The following is a 13718-nucleotide window of genomic DNA, read 5'->3' as shown; positions in this document are numbered from 1 at the left end:
TCCTCCGTTTCCGCCCGGCCGAGCGTTTCCGACGGCTGATCCTGGCGGCCCACGGAGCATCGGGGGATGCACATGAACGTGGCTCCGCACCTGCTGACCGAGGACCGCGCCGAGTACGAGCGGCTCCTCGACGACGCACTGAGCACCGCCCACGCACGTCCGGAACTCGCCGGAGTCGGAACGAGGCTGACGGTCACTCAGCTGCGTTCCATGACGATGAACGCGACAGCGCTCGTCACCACCGCCGCGGCGAGCGAGTACGACCACTTCGTGAAGGTCCGCGAGCAGAACCGGGCCGCCCTCGGGGCCCGGCCACCCCGAGCGGAACCCGGCGCGGGCGCCGGTGTCGTCGCCATCGTCAACGTGATGGTGCCCGTCCTCGCGGGCACGGCCGCCGCGATATTCCTGCTGGTCGGAGGCGTTCTGCACGCCCTCGCGCCGAGCGTGGTGTTCGGCGGGACCCTGCTGACGGCAGGCCTCGTCTTCGCCGCCCTGGCCGCGGCCGGCCTGCTGTCCGCGGGCGTCGGCCTCCTCGTGACCGCCCTGCGCAACGCACCCGCCGAGGCCCCGCCCCTCGACGACGAACTCACCCGCGCCCGCGAGGCCTGGCGCCACGCCCTCCTGGAGCGCGGCATCGTCCCCTTCCTCCGCGACGCCCTCGCCGCCGCGGCACCCCCGGACGCGCTCGACTAGCGCCGTACGTTCCGGGGGACACCGCGAGGTCGGAGGATCAGTCCGCCAGCGGCAGGTAGAGCCGGTTGCCCTGCGCGGCGAACTCGGCCGACTTGGCCAGCATCCCCGCCCGGGCCTCTTCCTCGCTGGTCTGCGGGTCGTCGCCGCCGAACTGCTCGGTGATGCTCCGGCTGATCTTCATCGAGCAGAACTTCGGACCGCACATCGAGCAGAAGTGCGCGGTCTTCGCGGGCTCCGCCGGCAGCGTCTCGTCGTGGAACTCACGGGCCGTGACCGGGTCCATGGCCAGGTTGAACTGGTCCTCCCAGCGGAACTCGAACCGCGCGTCCGAGAGCGCGTCGTCCCACTCCTGCGCGCCCGGGTGCCCCTTGGCGAGGTCCGCCGCGTGCGCCGCGATCTTGTACGTGATGACGCCCGTCTTCACGTCGTCCTTGTTCGGCAGGCCCAGGTGCTCCTTGGGCGTCACGTAGCAGAGCATCGCCGTGCCCCACCAGGCGATCATCGCCGCGCCGATGCCCGAGGTGATGTGGTCGTACGCGGGCGCGACGTCCGTGGTCAGCGGGCCGAGCGTGTAGAACGGCGCCTCCTCGCAGATCTCCTGCTGGAGGTCGATGTTCTCCTTGATCTTGTGCATCGGGACGTGTCCCGGGCCCTCGATCATCGTCTGCACGTCGTGCCGCTTGGCGATCGTGTTCAGCTCGCCGAGCGTGCGCAGCTCCGCGAACTGCGCCTCGTCGTTGGCGTCCGCGATCGAGCCGGGACGCAGACCGTCGCCGAGCGAGTACGTGACGTCGTACGCCGCGAGGATCTCGCAGAGCTCCTCGAAGTTCGTGTAGAGGAAGTTCTCCTGGTGGTGGGCGAGACACCAGGCGGCCATGATCGAGCCGCCGCGCGAGACGATGCCGGTCTTGCGGCGCGCGGTGAGCGGCACGTACGGCAGGAGCACGCCGGCGTGCACGGTCATGTAGTCGACGCCCTGCTCGGCCTGCTCGATGACCGTGTCCTTGTAGATCTCCCAGGTCAGCTCCTCGGCCTTGCCGTCGACCTTCTCCAGGGCCTGGTAGAGCGGCACGGTGCCGATCGGCACGGGGGAGTTGCGCAGCACCCACTCGCGGGTGGTGTGGATGTTGCGGCCGGTGGACAGGTCCATGACCGTGTCGGCGCCCCACTTGGTCGCCCAGGTCATCTTCTCCACCTCCTCCTCGATGGAGGAGGTCACGGCGGAGTTGCCGATGTTGGCGTTGACCTTCACCAGGAACCGCTTGCCGATGATCATCGGCTCGATCTCCGGGTGGTTCACGTTCGCCGGCAGCACGGCGCGGCCCGCGGCGATCTCCTCCCGCACGACCTCGGGGGAGACGTTCTCGCGGATCGCGACGTACTCCATCTCCGGGGTGATCTCGCCCCGGCGGGCGTACGCGAGCTGGGTCACGGCCTGGCCGGGGCGGCCGCGGCGCGGCAGCCGGGGACGGCCGGGGAAGACGGCGTCGAGGTTCTTCAGCCCACCGCCGCGCGGCGAGGTGTGCTTGATGCCGTCGTCCTCGGGGCGGACCGGGCGGCCCGCGTACTCCTCGGTGTCGCCGCGCGCGATGATCCAGTTCTCGCGCAGCGGCGGAAGGCCCCGCCGGACATCGGTGTCGATGGCGGGGTCGGTGTACGGGCCGGACGTGTCGTACAGCGTCACGTCCTTGCCGTTGGTGAGGTGCACCTGGCGGACGGGCACCCGGAGGTCGGGGCGAGAGCCCTGGACGTACCCCTTGTGCCAGCCCGGCGTGCGCTCGCCCTGGCCGTCGTTCTGGTCGGAGGCAGGCGTGCGTGCATCCTGAATGGTCATGAGACCGAATCTCCCTACGCCGGCATTACCCGGTAACAGGTTCGGCGGTCGGCGCAGCCTCCTCCCGTACGTGCGTACGGTGATCAGCGCCCTCTCAGCCCGGTGCTCCGAGCTCCCGCGTGTGCAAAGGTGCCACCACGCTAGCGTCATCCCGGCCATGCTGAACAGTGGGCCCCCGCCGTTCTTGCGATGATCGGCCGGTGACTTCCCCCCAGCAGACCCCCGAGCCACACCTTCACCCCCACGGTCCCGGACACGGGCACGGAGGCGGAGGTGTGGACACCCATGGCGGCGGAGGCGGGCACGGCCACAGCCACAGCCACGGACCCGCCGCACCCGTCTCGCGGCACCTGCGCAAGGTCATCGCCGCGATCCTGATCCCCTTCGCCACCGCGGTCGTCATCGGGCTCGCGGTGCTGTGGCCGGGCGGCACCCCGGCGCACGAGCGCACCGGCGTCGGCTTCGACCGGCAGACGCAGCAGGGCAGGGTCGTCTCCGTCGAGCACGTCGACTGCAAGTCGGTGAACGCCGCCCAGGTCCCGCCGACCGGCGACACCTCCACCCCGGAGGGGCGCGAGGCGGCCGACGGCCGGCAGGGGCAGTGCGAGAAGGCGACGGTCGAGGTCACCACCGGCCCGGACCAGGGGCGCAGGTTCGTCGAGATCGTGCAGCCGGACGCACCGCGTCAACTGGACGAGGGACAGGGCGTGGTGGTGGCGTACGCCCCCGACGCCCCGCACGACCTGCAGTACTCGGTGACCGACGTGAACCGCAAGCTGCCGCTGGCGCTGCTCGCCGGGATCTTCGCCGTCGCGGTCGTGGTCGTCGGCCGGATGCGGGGCGTCATGGCGCTCGTCGCGCTCGCCGTGAGCTTCCTCGTGCTGACGTACTTCATCCTGCCGGCGATCCTGGAGGGGTCGAACCCGCTGGTCGTGGCGGTGGTCGGGTCGAGCGCCATCATGCTGATCGCGCTCTACATGTGCCACGGACTCTCGGCCCGCACCTCGGTCGCCGTGCTCGGCACGCTGATCTCACTGCTGCTGATCGGTCTGCTGGGCTCGCTGTTCGTCGGCTGGACCTCGCTCAGCGGCAACACCGACGACTACACCGGTCTGATCCACGGCCTGTACCCGGAGATCGACATGTCCGGTCTGCTGCTCGCCGGGATCATCATCGGTTCGCTCGGCGTGCTCGACGACGTGACGGTCACCCAGACCTCGGCCGTCTGGGAGCTGCACCAGGCCGATCCGGGCATGGGGCCGCGCGGCCTGTACCGGGCCGGGATCCGGATCGGCCGCGACCACATCGCCTCGGTCGTCAACACACTGGTGCTCGCCTACGCGGGTGCCGCCCTGCCGCTGCTGCTGCTCTTCTCCATCGCCCAGAGCAGCATGGGGACGGTGGCCAACAGCGAGCTGGTCGCCGAGGAGATCGTCCGGACCCTGGTCGGGTCGATCGGTCTGGTGGCGTCCGTTCCGGTCACCACGGCGCTCGCGGCCCTGGTCGTCTCCGCCGACCGGTCGGCGTCCGGGGGCGGGAAGCCGACGGCGGTACGGGGAGGGCGCCGCCGTCGCGCCAAGTAGGACGTGGATACGGAGGGTTCGGGGCCGGCCCGGCTCGGGGGAGGGTCCGGCTCGGATACTTCGTACGACTCGTGCGGGTTCTGCTCGGCGGTTTCCGTTCAGGCGGTTCGGCCCAGGCGCGCTCTGTTCAGGCCGGGCCGGCTCAGGCGGGGCCGGCGTTCTCCTCGGCCAGAATCCGGCCGAGGGCGGCCTCCAGGTGGTCCTCGAAGTCACCGAGCGTCCGCTCCTGGCCGAGCGGAACCAGCTTGTCCGTGCGGTCGAGGAAGGCCACCAGCGGCGGCGCGCTGGCCCGGAACAGCGCGCGGTCACCGCCCACCTGGAGTCTGATGGAGACGTCCGAGAGCCTCTCGGGCTCCGTCGGGGCGATGTGCACGTCGCCGTCCCCGCTCGGCCGGTTGATCCCGTCGAGCAGCAGCTCCCTTCCGAACGCCCAGGTCACAGGCGCGTCCCCGGGAAGGTGGAAGGTCATCCGCACCGCGTAGGGATCCCGGGTCTCATATCGGAGTTCGACCGGGATCCTGAAGGAGAGCTCCTCGGAGACGAGGAAGCTCATCAGGACCTCGGCCTGAACCGACTCTCGCATCATGTACCCCGCAGTAGATGAAGCAGTTGTGTAAACACAGCTGCTGAAAGCTGTGACCGAAACGGCCAGGAATGATCCCCCGTGGCCCTCTTGACGCAATCGTGCTGTACGCGTTAGCAGATCACAAGGAGTGATTTTTCAGATACTGATAGAGAACGCGAGGGAACCGAAGAGCCTTCCGATCTCCGTACGTAGCCGCTCGACCGCTGGGAGCAACCGTTCTTCCTGGTGGAGGGGGAGGGAAATGGCCATTGCGCCCGCCGCGGAGCCCGCGGTGATGGGGATGGCGGCACAGACCGTGCCGAGCGCATATTCCTGACGCTCCACCAGGGGCTCCATTCGCCCCAAACCGCCCAAACGCTCCAAAAGGACGCGGCGATTACGCACCGTGTACGGAGTGATGGCTTCCACCGGGTGGCGGTCGAGGTGGTCTTGACGAGATGCCGGATCGAGTTGACTCAGCAGGCACTGCCCGATCGCATGGGCGTGCGCGGTCTCACGGAAATCGGCCCATTCCTCCACCGCGGGATTGGAAGGGGTGTCGGAGACGGCGACGAGCTCGATCTCCCCCTCGCGGTAGAGGGCGAAGTAGATGGGTACGCCGATCTCGTCCCGCCAGCGGGCCAGGGAGTCTTCGATCTTGATGCGACGATTCTGCACAGCTCCGCCGCCGGCCAGTCGGACGGCGGCGTCGCCCAGGACGAACACACCCTTGTCGCGGACCAGATAGCCCTCGTGCGTCAGGGTGCGGAGCAGGTGGTACGTGGTGGGCAGCGGAAGACCCGTCTCACGGGCGAGCTGCTTGGCCGGGGCGCCCTCCGCATGGGAGGCCACCGCCTCCAGGAGTCTCAGCGCCCGCTGCACCGAGCCGATCAGGGTAGGCGCAGCCGTCTGCGTAGCCGTGGCCAAAGGTCACCCCCAGGCGTGACGACGGATGCACTGCACCCGCCCGCGGGGGCCGCCCCCGCGCGCCCGCCGGGCCTGGGAAACCGCTGGTCAGTACCGAGGTCTACACCTGTAGTCCCCCACGCGGCGGAGAGATTCCACTCTAGTGGCAGCCCTGGGACCGATACCCGGATTAGACCGGCGCGTTCCCTCGCCCGGGCTAATGCCCTCCGTCGCGTTCATACCGATGAGTAGCTTGTGTTACCAGTCCTGACGCGAACGGGCGGAGGAGCTGAACTTCCTCACGACGTAGATCAGTCCGGCGACGAGGGCCACGAAGAGCAGCGCCTTGAAGAGCAGACTGACCACGAAGGTCAGGACGCTGGTGATCAGCCCGCCGAAGACGAGCAGCGCGAGAAGGGGTATGGCGACCCACTTCACCCACCAGGGCATCCCCGCGAGAATCTCCCGTACGGCCATCGTCCCTACCTCGCTTCGCTCTCGAAGATCCGCTCGGCGCGCTCTGCGCCGAACACCCTCAAGGCTAGGGGCGGGACGAAGCCCGTGGGGGCCCCGCGGCCCCCGCTCTCCCCTGACCCGCCCCCTAGGGGGTCGGCCCGCGCAACCCTCGGTTCCGCTCGGCCGGCCGGCGGTCCTCAGCTCTCCGGCGGGGAGAAGACCACCATGACCCGCAGGTCCTCGCTGATGTGGTGGAACCGGTGCTCCACCCCGGCCGGCACATAGACCACGCTGCCCCGCGCCACCTGGGTCGTCTCCGTCCCGACCGTGATCGCCGCCCGGCCGCTGACCACGAAGTACACCTCGTCCTGGCCGTGCGGCTGCTGCGGGTCGAGCTCCCCCGCGTCGAGCGCGTACAGGCCCACCGACATGTTCCGCTCGCGCAGGAACTGGAGGTACGCCCCCTTGTTGGCGGCGCGCTCCGCCTCCAGTTCGTCCAGCCGGAATGCCTTCATCGCCTGCTCGCCCCTGCCGTAGGCCCGATCATGTCTGCCACGATCAGACACATGAAGAATTTCGTAGTCAAGACGCTCGCGAACGCGGGCGCTCTGGGAGTCGCCATCTGGCTGCTCCAGGACATCACCCTGACCGGTGAGAGCACCGGCAAGAAGGCCTGGACCCTCATCCTCGTGGCCCTCGTCTTCGGCCTGGTGAACTTCCTGGTCAAGCCGATCGTCAAGCTGCTGACACTTCCCCTCTTCATCCTGACGCTCGGCCTGATCACCCTGGTGGTCAACGCCCTGATGCTGCTCCTCACGTCCTGGCTGGCCGAGCAGTTCGACCTCAGCTTCCACGTGGAGGGCTTCTGGACCGCCGTCCTCGGCGGTCTGATCATCTCCGTCGTCTCGTGGGCGCTGAACGTCGTGCTCCCCGACGGCGACTGAGTGGGGACCATGGCCTACCGCGTCTGCTTCGTCTGCACGGGCAACATCTGCCGCTCGCCGATGGCCGAGCACGTCTTCCGCCGCCGGGTGGAGGAGGCCGGCCTCGGCGAGCTGGTGGAGATCGACAGCGCGGGCACCGGAGGCTGGCACGAGGGCGACACGGCCGACCCGCGCACGGTCGCCGTGCTCGACGAGAACGGATACACCTCCGCGCACACCGCCCGGCAGTTCCGCTCCTCGTGGTTCCCCGCCCTCGACCTGGTGATCGCCCTGGACGAAGGGCATCTCCGGGAGCTCCGGGAGCTCGCCCGCAACCCCGACGAGGCGTCGAGGATACGGCTCCTGCGCTCCTACGACCCGGCCGCCGGCGCCGGACTCGACGTCCCCGACCCCTATTACGGGGGCCACGAGGAGTTCGAGGAGTGCCTGGAGATGGTGGAGGCCGCGAGCGAGGGACTGCTCGCGGCCGTACGCGCGGAACTGGAGGAACGGACACCGTGAAGGACGACGAACTCGGCGACGGCACACGGGCGGTACGGGCCGGACTGCCCGAACCCGTGAAGTACGAGCCGACCCTGCCGGGGCCGGTCTTCGCGGCCCACTTCCACCTGCCGGGCGAGCCGACCGGCCCGTACACCTACGGCCGCGACGAGAACCCGACCTGGACCCATCTGGAGCGGGCGATCGGCGAACTGGAGGCACCGGGGGAGGAGGGCGTCGAGACGCTGGTCTTCGCGTCCGGCATGGCCGCGATCTCGGCCGTCCTGTTCTCCCAGCTGAAGGCCGGCGACACGGTCGTGATGCCGACCGACGGCTACCAGGCCCTGCCCCTCGTGCACGAGCAGCTGCGGGCGTACGGCGTCGAGGTCCGCACCGCGCCGACCGGCGGCGACGCCCAGCTGTCCGTACTGGACGGGGCGAAGCTGCTGTGGATCGAGACCCCGTCCAACCCCGGGCTCGACGTGTGCGACATCCGCCGTCTGGTGCGGGAGGCGCATGCGGCCGGGGCGCTCGTCGCCGTCGACAACACCCTCGCCACCCCCCTCGGCCAGCGCCCGCTCGCCCTGGGCGCGGACTTCTCCGTCGCCAGCGACACCAAGGGCATGAGCGGGCACGGCGACATCCTGCTCGGCCATGTGTCCTGCCGGGATCCCCTGCGGGCGGCGGAGGTACGGCGCTGGCGCAAGATCGTCGGCGCCATCCCCGGCCCCATGGAGGCCTGGCTCGCCCACCGCTCGCTCGCCACGCTCCAGCTGCGGATCGACCGGCAGTCCTCCACCGCCCTCGCCCTCGCGCGGACGCTCGCCGAGCGCGCGGACGTCACCGGGCTGCGCTACCCCGGACTGCCCGACGACCCCTCTCACGAGGTGGCCGCCCGGCAGATGCGGCGCTTCGGCCCGGTGGTCTCCTTCGAACTGGCGGACCGGAAGCGGGCCGAGCGGTTCCTGGAGGAGCTGCGGCTCGTCGACGACGCCACCAGTTTCGGCGGCGTGCGCTCCACGGCGGAGCGGCGCGGGCGCTGGGGCGGGGACGCGGTCGCGGAGGGCTTCATCCGCTTCTCGGTCGGAGCCGAGGACCCGGAGGACCTGATCGCCGATGTGCTGCGCGCCCTCGACGAGGCCGGGAGCGCGGGCTGATCACACGGACGAGGGCGCTCCGAACCTCCCCCCTCGTGGCTCGGAACGCCCTCGGTTGCACGCGCGGAGACCGCCTGAACAAGGCTAGTTGACTGTGCGTCAGTGTCCAATCACGGTAGCGACAGCGGCCTATCGACTTATTTATAGTTGGACGGTCCTGAGGCGCAGTCAGCCGACCGCCTGAGTCGAACGGCCGCACGGCCGGGAGGGGGCGGACATGGATCTGGCCCTGCTGCGCACGTTCGTCACGGTGCACCGGGCCGGCTCCTTCACCCGCGCCGCCGCGCTCCTCGGCCTCTCCCAGCCCGCCGTCACCAGCCAGATCCGGACGCTGGAACGACAGCTGGGGCGGCCGCTGTTCCTCAGACAGGCGCGCGGAGTCACCCCGACCACCATCGGCGACGAACTCGCCCACCGCGCGGCGCCCCATCTGGACGCCCTCGTGGAGATCGCCGAGACCGGCCTCGACGAGCGGAGCGGGGTCCGCACCCTCCATCTCGCCGGTCCCCCGGAGTTCACCGCGCTCCGCGCGCTGCCCGCCCTCACTCCTCTGGTCGGCCAGGGGCTCGCCGTCCGGGCCTCCTTCCTCGGCAACACGGAGGAGGTCCTCGACGGGCTCGCCGCCGGCCACCACGATCTGGCCATCGCGACCGCCCGTCCGCGCGGCGGCCTGCTCGTCTCCACTCCGCTCTGCGACGAGGAGCACGTCCTGGTCGCGGCGCCGCGCTGGGCCGCCCGGCTCTCCCCCGACGTGCTCCTGAGCAAGGGCGCGGTGGTCCTGGAGCAGCTGCCGATGGTCGAGGTCCACGAGTCGCTGCCCTTCGTCTCCCGCTACTGGGCGAGTGTCTTCGAGACCAAACCGGCGGCGGCCGCCACCGTCATCGCCCCCGACCTGCGGGCCGTGCGGGACTCCGCCGCCGCCGGCGCCGGGCTCGCCGTCCTGCCGCGCTATCTGTGCGAGGACGCCCTGCGGCAGGGCCGCCTCGTGACGCTGCTCGACCCCCTGGTCCCCCCGCTCCGGACCTACTTCCTGGTCGCCCGTACGGGGACGCTCGGCCTGTCGCCTCTCGCCCGGGCCCATGAGGAGCTGCTGCGCGCGGCCGGGGACTGGTGAGTTTCAGGACACCTCGGACGGGCCATTTTCTTCCCATGACCGAACGGCCCGTGATCAAGCGCACCGCACGCGCCATCCTGCTCGACGGGGACGACCTGATCCTCATCAAGCGGACCAAGCCCGGGATGGATCCCTACTGGCTCACGCCCGGCGGCGGCGTGGAGCCCACCGACGCCACCGTCGTCGAGGCCTTGCACCGCGAGGTGCTCGAAGAGCTCGGCGCCAAGATCACCGATGTGGTGCCCTGCTTCGTCGACACCGTCGAGCACATCGTCGACGGCGGGGTCTCCGGGGTGAAGGTCCAGCACTTCTTCGTGTGCCGGCTCGGCTCCATGGACCCCTCCTTGCGGCACGGCCCGGAGATCGAGGAACCGGTCGGCGAGTACGAGATCGTCCGGGTGCCCTTCAGCCGGGTCGGCATCGCCGCCGTGCACCTCGTCCCGCTGTCCCTGCGCCACTACCTCGACGGCAACATCGAGGGCGTCCGCGCGATGCACGCCCCCGACCTGGGTTAGGGTCTGTCTTTCGGATCAGGCCTGATCCGAAAGACAGGCCCTAACCAGCCGCGGGGGTGAGCTCCGCGAGGAAGTCGTGGCGGATGCGGTCCGAGGGCACCCCCGCTCCGCGCAGGGCGTCGACCCCCTGGCGGACCATGTCGAGCGGGCCCGAGAGATAGGCGTCCCGCTCGTTCCACGGGCCGTAGCGGCAGACGGCGTCCGGGAGCCTCCCCTGTTCCTCGGTGACGGGGTGGACGGAGAGCCACGGGAAGGTCTTCTGCAGCCGCAGCATCGTGTCGATGTCGTAGAGGTCGTGACCGCTGCGCGCCCCGTAGAAGACGTCGACCGGGCGCCGGTCCCCGTGCTCGGCGACGTCCTCGACCAGCGCCTTGATCGGCGCTATCCCGGTGCCTCCGCCCATGCAGAGCAGGCCGGTGTCCGTGGAGTGGTCGACCGTCATGGAGCCGGCCGGCGGGCCGAGCCGCAGCACGTCCCCGGGGCGGGCCCGGTGGACCAGCGCGTTGGACACCCAGCCGGCCGGGACCGCCTTGACGTGCAGCGAGAGCAGTCCGTCCGGCCGGGGTGCCGAGGCGAAGGAGTAGTGGCGCCAGATCCGGGGCCACCACGGGGTCTCAAGGGTCGTGTACTGCCCGGCGAGGAACGGGTAGGGCTGGTCGGGCCGGAGCGTGACGACGGCGATGTTCGGGGTGCGCAGATCGTGCGAGACCACCTCGGCCTGCCACCAGGCGGGCTCCGACCGCTCGTTCTCCGCGGCCGCGTCGATCATGGTCTGGGAGATCGTCGTGTACGTGCGGACCCAGGCCGCCTCGGTCTCCTCGTCCCAGCTCTTCTCCGCGTACCGCACGAGAGCGCCGATGAGGGCCTCGCCGACGGCCGGATAGTGGGCCGCCTGGGTCCCGTACTTCCGGTGCCCCCTGCCGAGGTTCTCCAGATACGCGGTGAGGACCGGGGTGTCGTCCAGGTGCTCGGCCGCCGTGAGGAGGGCCTTCAGGAGCCGGTCCCGCTGGGTGTCCATGGCCGCGGGGAACATCTCGCGCAGCCCGGGGTGCCGGGTGAAGAGCAGCGCGTAGAAGTACGAGGTCACTCGGTCGGCGACCGGTGCGATCTCCACCAGGGTGCGTCGGACGAGCACAGCGTCGGCGGAAGGTCCCTGGGATATGGGGGGTTCCTTCCCGCCCGCCGCCGGGGAGTCCAGCTCGTCCGTCGTGGTGGTCGGAGCATCCATCATGTGCCTCGCCTCGTGCTGGCCGGCTTCCGTGACCGCAGCATGACGCTTCCGACCGACGCTTCGGACCGAAAGTGGCGTTCTCGGGCCATAGGCCCGGGTTTCTGGCTAGGCTGCGCTGTTTCGGACCAGCGCGTAGGCCTCGCGCAGGTCCCCTCCGGAGTAGCTGTGGCGGGAGAGCCCGGCGAGATGGTGGTCGGCGTTCACGGCCACGGTCTCCGGCACGATCGCGAAGAGCTCCGCATCGGACATCGAGTCCCCGTACGCGACGCAGTCGGCCGGGTCCACCCCGTACCCCGCGCAGAGCTCCCTCGCGATCCGCACCTTCGCGTGCGCGTCGAGGATGCCCGGTCGGTGGATCGGCCCGGTGAAGGGGACCGCCGGCCAGAGCGAGCCGTGCGTGGAGTCGACGCCCCAGTCGAGAAGCCGCTCGACGAAGAAGTCGGGCGAGAGGGAGATGACCGCGCAGCGGTCTCCCCGGGCCCGGATGTCCGCCCAGACCTCACGGATGCCTGCCAGCCAGGGCGCCCCTTCGAAGGCCGCCGCGACCTGCTCCGGGGTGAGCGCGGACCACAGCGCACGGGCCTGGACGGCGAACTCGTCGGGCGTGAGTCCCCGCAGGAACCCCTCCTCCAGGGCGGCGATCTCGTCCACCAGGTCCAGCTGCCGGGAGATCTCCACCGCGGCGGCCGACCCCCTGATGAGGGTGCCGTCGAGGTCGAAGAGGTGCAGACGTCGTGTTCGGGGGCTTCGGGGTTTCACGTGAAACACCGTAAAGCGGTGGACGGAAGATCACCGGGTCGTTCAGCCTGAAAGGCATGCCGACTTCCCCCTCCCCCCTCGCACAGCTCCCGATCCGACGCCTCACCTCGGAAGACCTCCTCGCCTGCGCTGACCTCTCCGAGAACCGGGGATGGCTCCGCGAGGAGCACAAGTGGGGCCTGCTGCTCACCGCCGGTACCGGCTACGGCATCGACGACCCCGACGGCCCCGGCCTCGCCGCCTGCTCCGTGGTCACCTCGTACGGCCCGGGACTCGCCGCGATCGGGATGGTGCTCGTCGCCGAGCGGTACGCACGCCAGGGTGTGGGACGCCGACTCATGCAGCACGTCCTGGCGGAGGCCGGGGACACCCCGCTCACCCTGTACGCCACGGCGAACGGGCAGCCCCTCTACGAGCAGCTCGGCTTCACCGAGACGAGCCGTGCCGAGATGGTGCGCGGACGCTTCACCTTCACCGCGCCCGCCCCGGACGTTCCGGTCCGTCCGGCGACGGCCGAAGACCTCCCGGCGGTCCTGCGCCTGGACCACGAGGTCTTCGGCCTCGACCGCACGCACATGATCGTCAGGCTCCCCGCGTTCGCGGACCACCTCCGGGTCGCGGAAGAGGACGGCGAGATCACCGGCTTCGCAGCCGCCTGGCCCAACATGGACACCCATGTCATCGGCCCCCTGATCGCCCGGGACCCCGGCACGGCGAAGGCCCTGATCGCCTCCCTGGCCGCCGCCACCGACCGACCGCTGCGCACGGACATCGATGTGCGGCACACCTCCCTGCTGAGCTGGGCGAAGGAGAACGGCATCGACACGATCGCCACCACGTCGGTGATGATCCGCTCCCTGTCCGACCTCCCCGGAGACTGGCGCCGCCGCTTCGCTCCCCTGACGGTCGCCGCCGGATAATTTTACTTGCAGACGCGCATTATTGCGTCGCTTCGTCTACCCTGGTCGAGAGCCGCATCGGCGCCGAGGAGACACCGAGGAGAGAACATGACCGCGACGGACCCCGCACTCACCGCGCTCGCCCAGCGCTGGTGCGCCCTCTCCCTGCTGCACGGCAGGATCGAGTCCCACATCGAGCGCGCCCTGGAGTCCGGTCACGGTCTGAGCGTCCGTGAGTACTCGCTGCTCGACGTTCTCAGCCGCCAGCACAGCGGCCCCGGCGGCCACCTCCAGATGAAGCAGGTCGCCGACGCCGTCGTGCTCAGCCAGAGCGCCACCACCCGGCTCGTCACCCGGCTCGAGGACCGCGGTCTCCTCACCCGGTACCTCTGCGCCACCGACCGGCGCGGCATCTACACCGACGTCACCGAGGCCGGCCAGAAGCTCCTCGAAGAGGCCCGACCCACCAACGACAGCGCGCTGCGCGAGGCCCTCGACGAAGCCGCGAAGAACCCGGAGCTGGCCCCCCTGGTCCAGGTCGTGGAGGGCGTGGGCGCGCCCGTGTGAGCCATGACGCCGGGG

At 70.3% G+C, this 13718-nt stretch carries 16 protein-coding genes and 1 riboswitch; of the genes, 9 read left to right on the top strand and 7 right to left on the bottom strand.

What is annotated here, in order from left to right:
* The first annotated feature begins 66 nt into the window (after positions 1-66).
* Complete coding sequence (locus ACFYX3_RS16485) at positions 67-693, top strand: hypothetical protein (protein WP_385663139.1); 627 nt, start codon at positions 67-69, stop codon at positions 691-693.
* 37 nt (positions 694-730) lie between these two features.
* Here the strand turns inward: ACFYX3_RS16485 and thiC are convergent, their stop codons facing one another.
* The gene (thiC, locus tag ACFYX3_RS16480; RefSeq protein ID WP_389013527.1) at positions 731-2527 is read right to left on the bottom strand and encodes a phosphomethylpyrimidine synthase ThiC; all 1797 of its coding nucleotides are present in this window, start codon (positions 2525-2527) and stop codon (positions 731-733) included.
* Positions 2522-2656: riboswitch (TPP riboswitch) on the bottom strand. (Overlaps the previous gene by 6 nt.)
* A gap of 71 nt (positions 2657-2727) precedes the next feature.
* On the opposite strand from thiC, the gene ACFYX3_RS16475 reads away from it, so the two are divergent.
* Positions 2728-4110, top strand: coding sequence for a YibE/F family protein (locus ACFYX3_RS16475; protein WP_389013524.1), 1383 nt, complete (start codon positions 2728-2730; stop codon positions 4108-4110).
* 142 nt (positions 4111-4252) lie between these two features.
* Here the strand turns inward: ACFYX3_RS16475 and ACFYX3_RS16470 are convergent, their stop codons facing one another.
* The 4 genes from ACFYX3_RS16470 to ACFYX3_RS16455 all read right to left on the bottom strand — a co-directional run bounded on the left by ACFYX3_RS16470 (position 4253) and on the right by ACFYX3_RS16455 (position 6552).
* Complete coding sequence (locus ACFYX3_RS16470; RefSeq protein ID WP_376583652.1) at positions 4253-4693, bottom strand: SsgA family sporulation/cell division regulator; 441 nt, start codon at positions 4691-4693, stop codon at positions 4253-4255.
* A 138-nt stretch (positions 4694-4831) separates the two neighbouring features.
* On the bottom strand, positions 4832-5557 hold the full coding sequence (locus tag ACFYX3_RS16465; protein WP_389013521.1) for an IclR family transcriptional regulator: 726 nt from the start codon (positions 5555-5557) through the stop codon (positions 4832-4834).
* A 282-nt stretch (positions 5558-5839) separates the two neighbouring features.
* Entirely contained in the window at positions 5840-6058 is a 219-nt protein-coding gene (locus tag ACFYX3_RS16460; protein WP_352025559.1) for a DUF5326 family protein, read from the bottom strand.
* A 176-nt stretch (positions 6059-6234) separates the two neighbouring features.
* Positions 6235-6552 carry a cupin domain-containing protein gene (locus ACFYX3_RS16455; RefSeq protein ID WP_030685701.1) on the bottom strand — a complete coding sequence of 106 codons (318 nt, stop codon included), beginning with the start codon at positions 6550-6552 and terminating at the stop codon, positions 6235-6237.
* 51 nt (positions 6553-6603) lie between these two features.
* Here ACFYX3_RS16455 and ACFYX3_RS16450 point away from each other — a divergent pair, with 51 nt between their 5' ends.
* From ACFYX3_RS16450 to ACFYX3_RS16430, 5 genes are all read left to right on the top strand, one after another.
* Positions 6604-6981, top strand: a complete 378-nt coding sequence (locus tag ACFYX3_RS16450; protein WP_116159952.1) for a phage holin family protein — start codon at positions 6604-6606, stop codon at positions 6979-6981.
* 9 nt (positions 6982-6990) lie between these two features.
* Positions 6991-7482: a low molecular weight protein-tyrosine-phosphatase gene (locus tag ACFYX3_RS16445; protein ID WP_389013516.1), complete on the top strand. Its 492-nt coding sequence runs from the start codon at positions 6991-6993 to the stop codon at positions 7480-7482.
* The gene (locus tag ACFYX3_RS16440) at positions 7479-8618 is read left to right on the top strand and encodes a cystathionine gamma-lyase (RefSeq protein WP_389013513.1); all 1140 of its coding nucleotides are present in this window, start codon (positions 7479-7481) and stop codon (positions 8616-8618) included. Before ACFYX3_RS16445 ends, ACFYX3_RS16440 begins: the two co-directional genes overlap by 4 nt.
* Before the next feature lie 217 nt (positions 8619-8835).
* A complete protein-coding gene (locus ACFYX3_RS16435) occupies positions 8836-9732 on the top strand; it encodes a LysR family transcriptional regulator (RefSeq protein ID WP_376583575.1) in 897 nt (298 codons plus the stop codon).
* Between the two features lie 35 nt (positions 9733-9767).
* Positions 9768-10247: an NUDIX domain-containing protein gene (locus ACFYX3_RS16430; RefSeq protein ID WP_116159956.1), complete on the top strand. Its 480-nt coding sequence runs from the start codon at positions 9768-9770 to the stop codon at positions 10245-10247.
* Positions 10248-10287: 40 nt separating this feature from the next.
* Here the strand turns inward: ACFYX3_RS16430 and ACFYX3_RS16425 are convergent, their stop codons facing one another.
* Both ACFYX3_RS16425 and ACFYX3_RS16420 read right to left on the bottom strand, forming a co-directional pair.
* Entirely contained in the window at positions 10288-11478 is a 1191-nt protein-coding gene (locus tag ACFYX3_RS16425; RefSeq protein WP_389013508.1) for a globin domain-containing protein, read from the bottom strand.
* 105 nt (positions 11479-11583) lie between these two features.
* Positions 11584-12246 carry an HAD family hydrolase gene (locus ACFYX3_RS16420; protein WP_382656045.1) on the bottom strand — a complete coding sequence of 221 codons (663 nt, stop codon included), beginning with the start codon at positions 12244-12246 and terminating at the stop codon, positions 11584-11586.
* Between the two features lie 47 nt (positions 12247-12293).
* On the opposite strand from ACFYX3_RS16420, the gene ACFYX3_RS16415 reads away from it, so the two are divergent.
* Both ACFYX3_RS16415 and ACFYX3_RS16410 read left to right on the top strand, forming a co-directional pair.
* Complete coding sequence (locus ACFYX3_RS16415; RefSeq protein ID WP_389013504.1) at positions 12294-13157, top strand: GNAT family N-acetyltransferase; 864 nt, start codon at positions 12294-12296, stop codon at positions 13155-13157.
* A gap of 87 nt (positions 13158-13244) precedes the next feature.
* The gene (locus tag ACFYX3_RS16410; RefSeq protein ID WP_093875108.1) at positions 13245-13703 is read left to right on the top strand and encodes a MarR family winged helix-turn-helix transcriptional regulator; all 459 of its coding nucleotides are present in this window, start codon (positions 13245-13247) and stop codon (positions 13701-13703) included.
* Positions 13704-13718: the final 15 nt, after the last annotated feature.

The organism is Streptomyces sp. NPDC002463, from assembly GCF_042889835.1.
Classification (GTDB): Bacteria; Actinomycetota; Actinomycetes; order Streptomycetales; family Streptomycetaceae; genus Streptomyces; species Streptomyces nymphaeiformis.
Note: the sequence above shows the minus strand (reverse complement) of the source record. Positions and strands in the feature narration are given on the sequence as shown.

Excerpts from the sequence above, each read along its gene's own strand:
- ACFYX3_RS16485 (WP_385663139.1), top strand. The coding sequence starts at position 67 with ATGCACATGAACGTGGCTCCGCACCTGCTGACCGAGGACCGCGCCGAG.
- thiC (WP_389013527.1), bottom strand. The coding sequence starts at position 2,527 with ATGACCATTCAGGATGCACGCACGCCTGCCTCCGACCAGAACGACGGC.
- ACFYX3_RS16470 (WP_376583652.1), bottom strand. The coding sequence starts at position 4,693 with ATGCGAGAGTCGGTTCAGGCCGAGGTCCTGATGAGCTTCCTCGTCTCC.
- ACFYX3_RS16460 (WP_352025559.1), bottom strand. The coding sequence starts at position 6,058 with ATGGCCGTACGGGAGATTCTCGCGGGGATGCCCTGGTGGGTGAAGTGG.
- ACFYX3_RS16455 (WP_030685701.1), bottom strand. The coding sequence starts at position 6,552 with ATGAAGGCATTCCGGCTGGACGAACTGGAGGCGGAGCGCGCCGCCAAC.
- ACFYX3_RS16450 (WP_116159952.1), top strand. The coding sequence starts at position 6,604 with ATGAAGAATTTCGTAGTCAAGACGCTCGCGAACGCGGGCGCTCTGGGA.
- ACFYX3_RS16445 (WP_389013516.1), top strand. The coding sequence starts at position 6,991 with ATGGCCTACCGCGTCTGCTTCGTCTGCACGGGCAACATCTGCCGCTCG.
- ACFYX3_RS16435 (WP_376583575.1), top strand. The coding sequence starts at position 8,836 with ATGGATCTGGCCCTGCTGCGCACGTTCGTCACGGTGCACCGGGCCGGC.
- ACFYX3_RS16430 (WP_116159956.1), top strand. The coding sequence starts at position 9,768 with ATGACCGAACGGCCCGTGATCAAGCGCACCGCACGCGCCATCCTGCTC.
- ACFYX3_RS16425 (WP_389013508.1), bottom strand. The coding sequence starts at position 11,478 with ATGATGGATGCTCCGACCACCACGACGGACGAGCTGGACTCCCCGGCG.
- ACFYX3_RS16415 (WP_389013504.1), top strand. The coding sequence starts at position 12,294 with ATGCCGACTTCCCCCTCCCCCCTCGCACAGCTCCCGATCCGACGCCTC.
- ACFYX3_RS16410 (WP_093875108.1), top strand. The coding sequence starts at position 13,245 with ATGACCGCGACGGACCCCGCACTCACCGCGCTCGCCCAGCGCTGGTGC.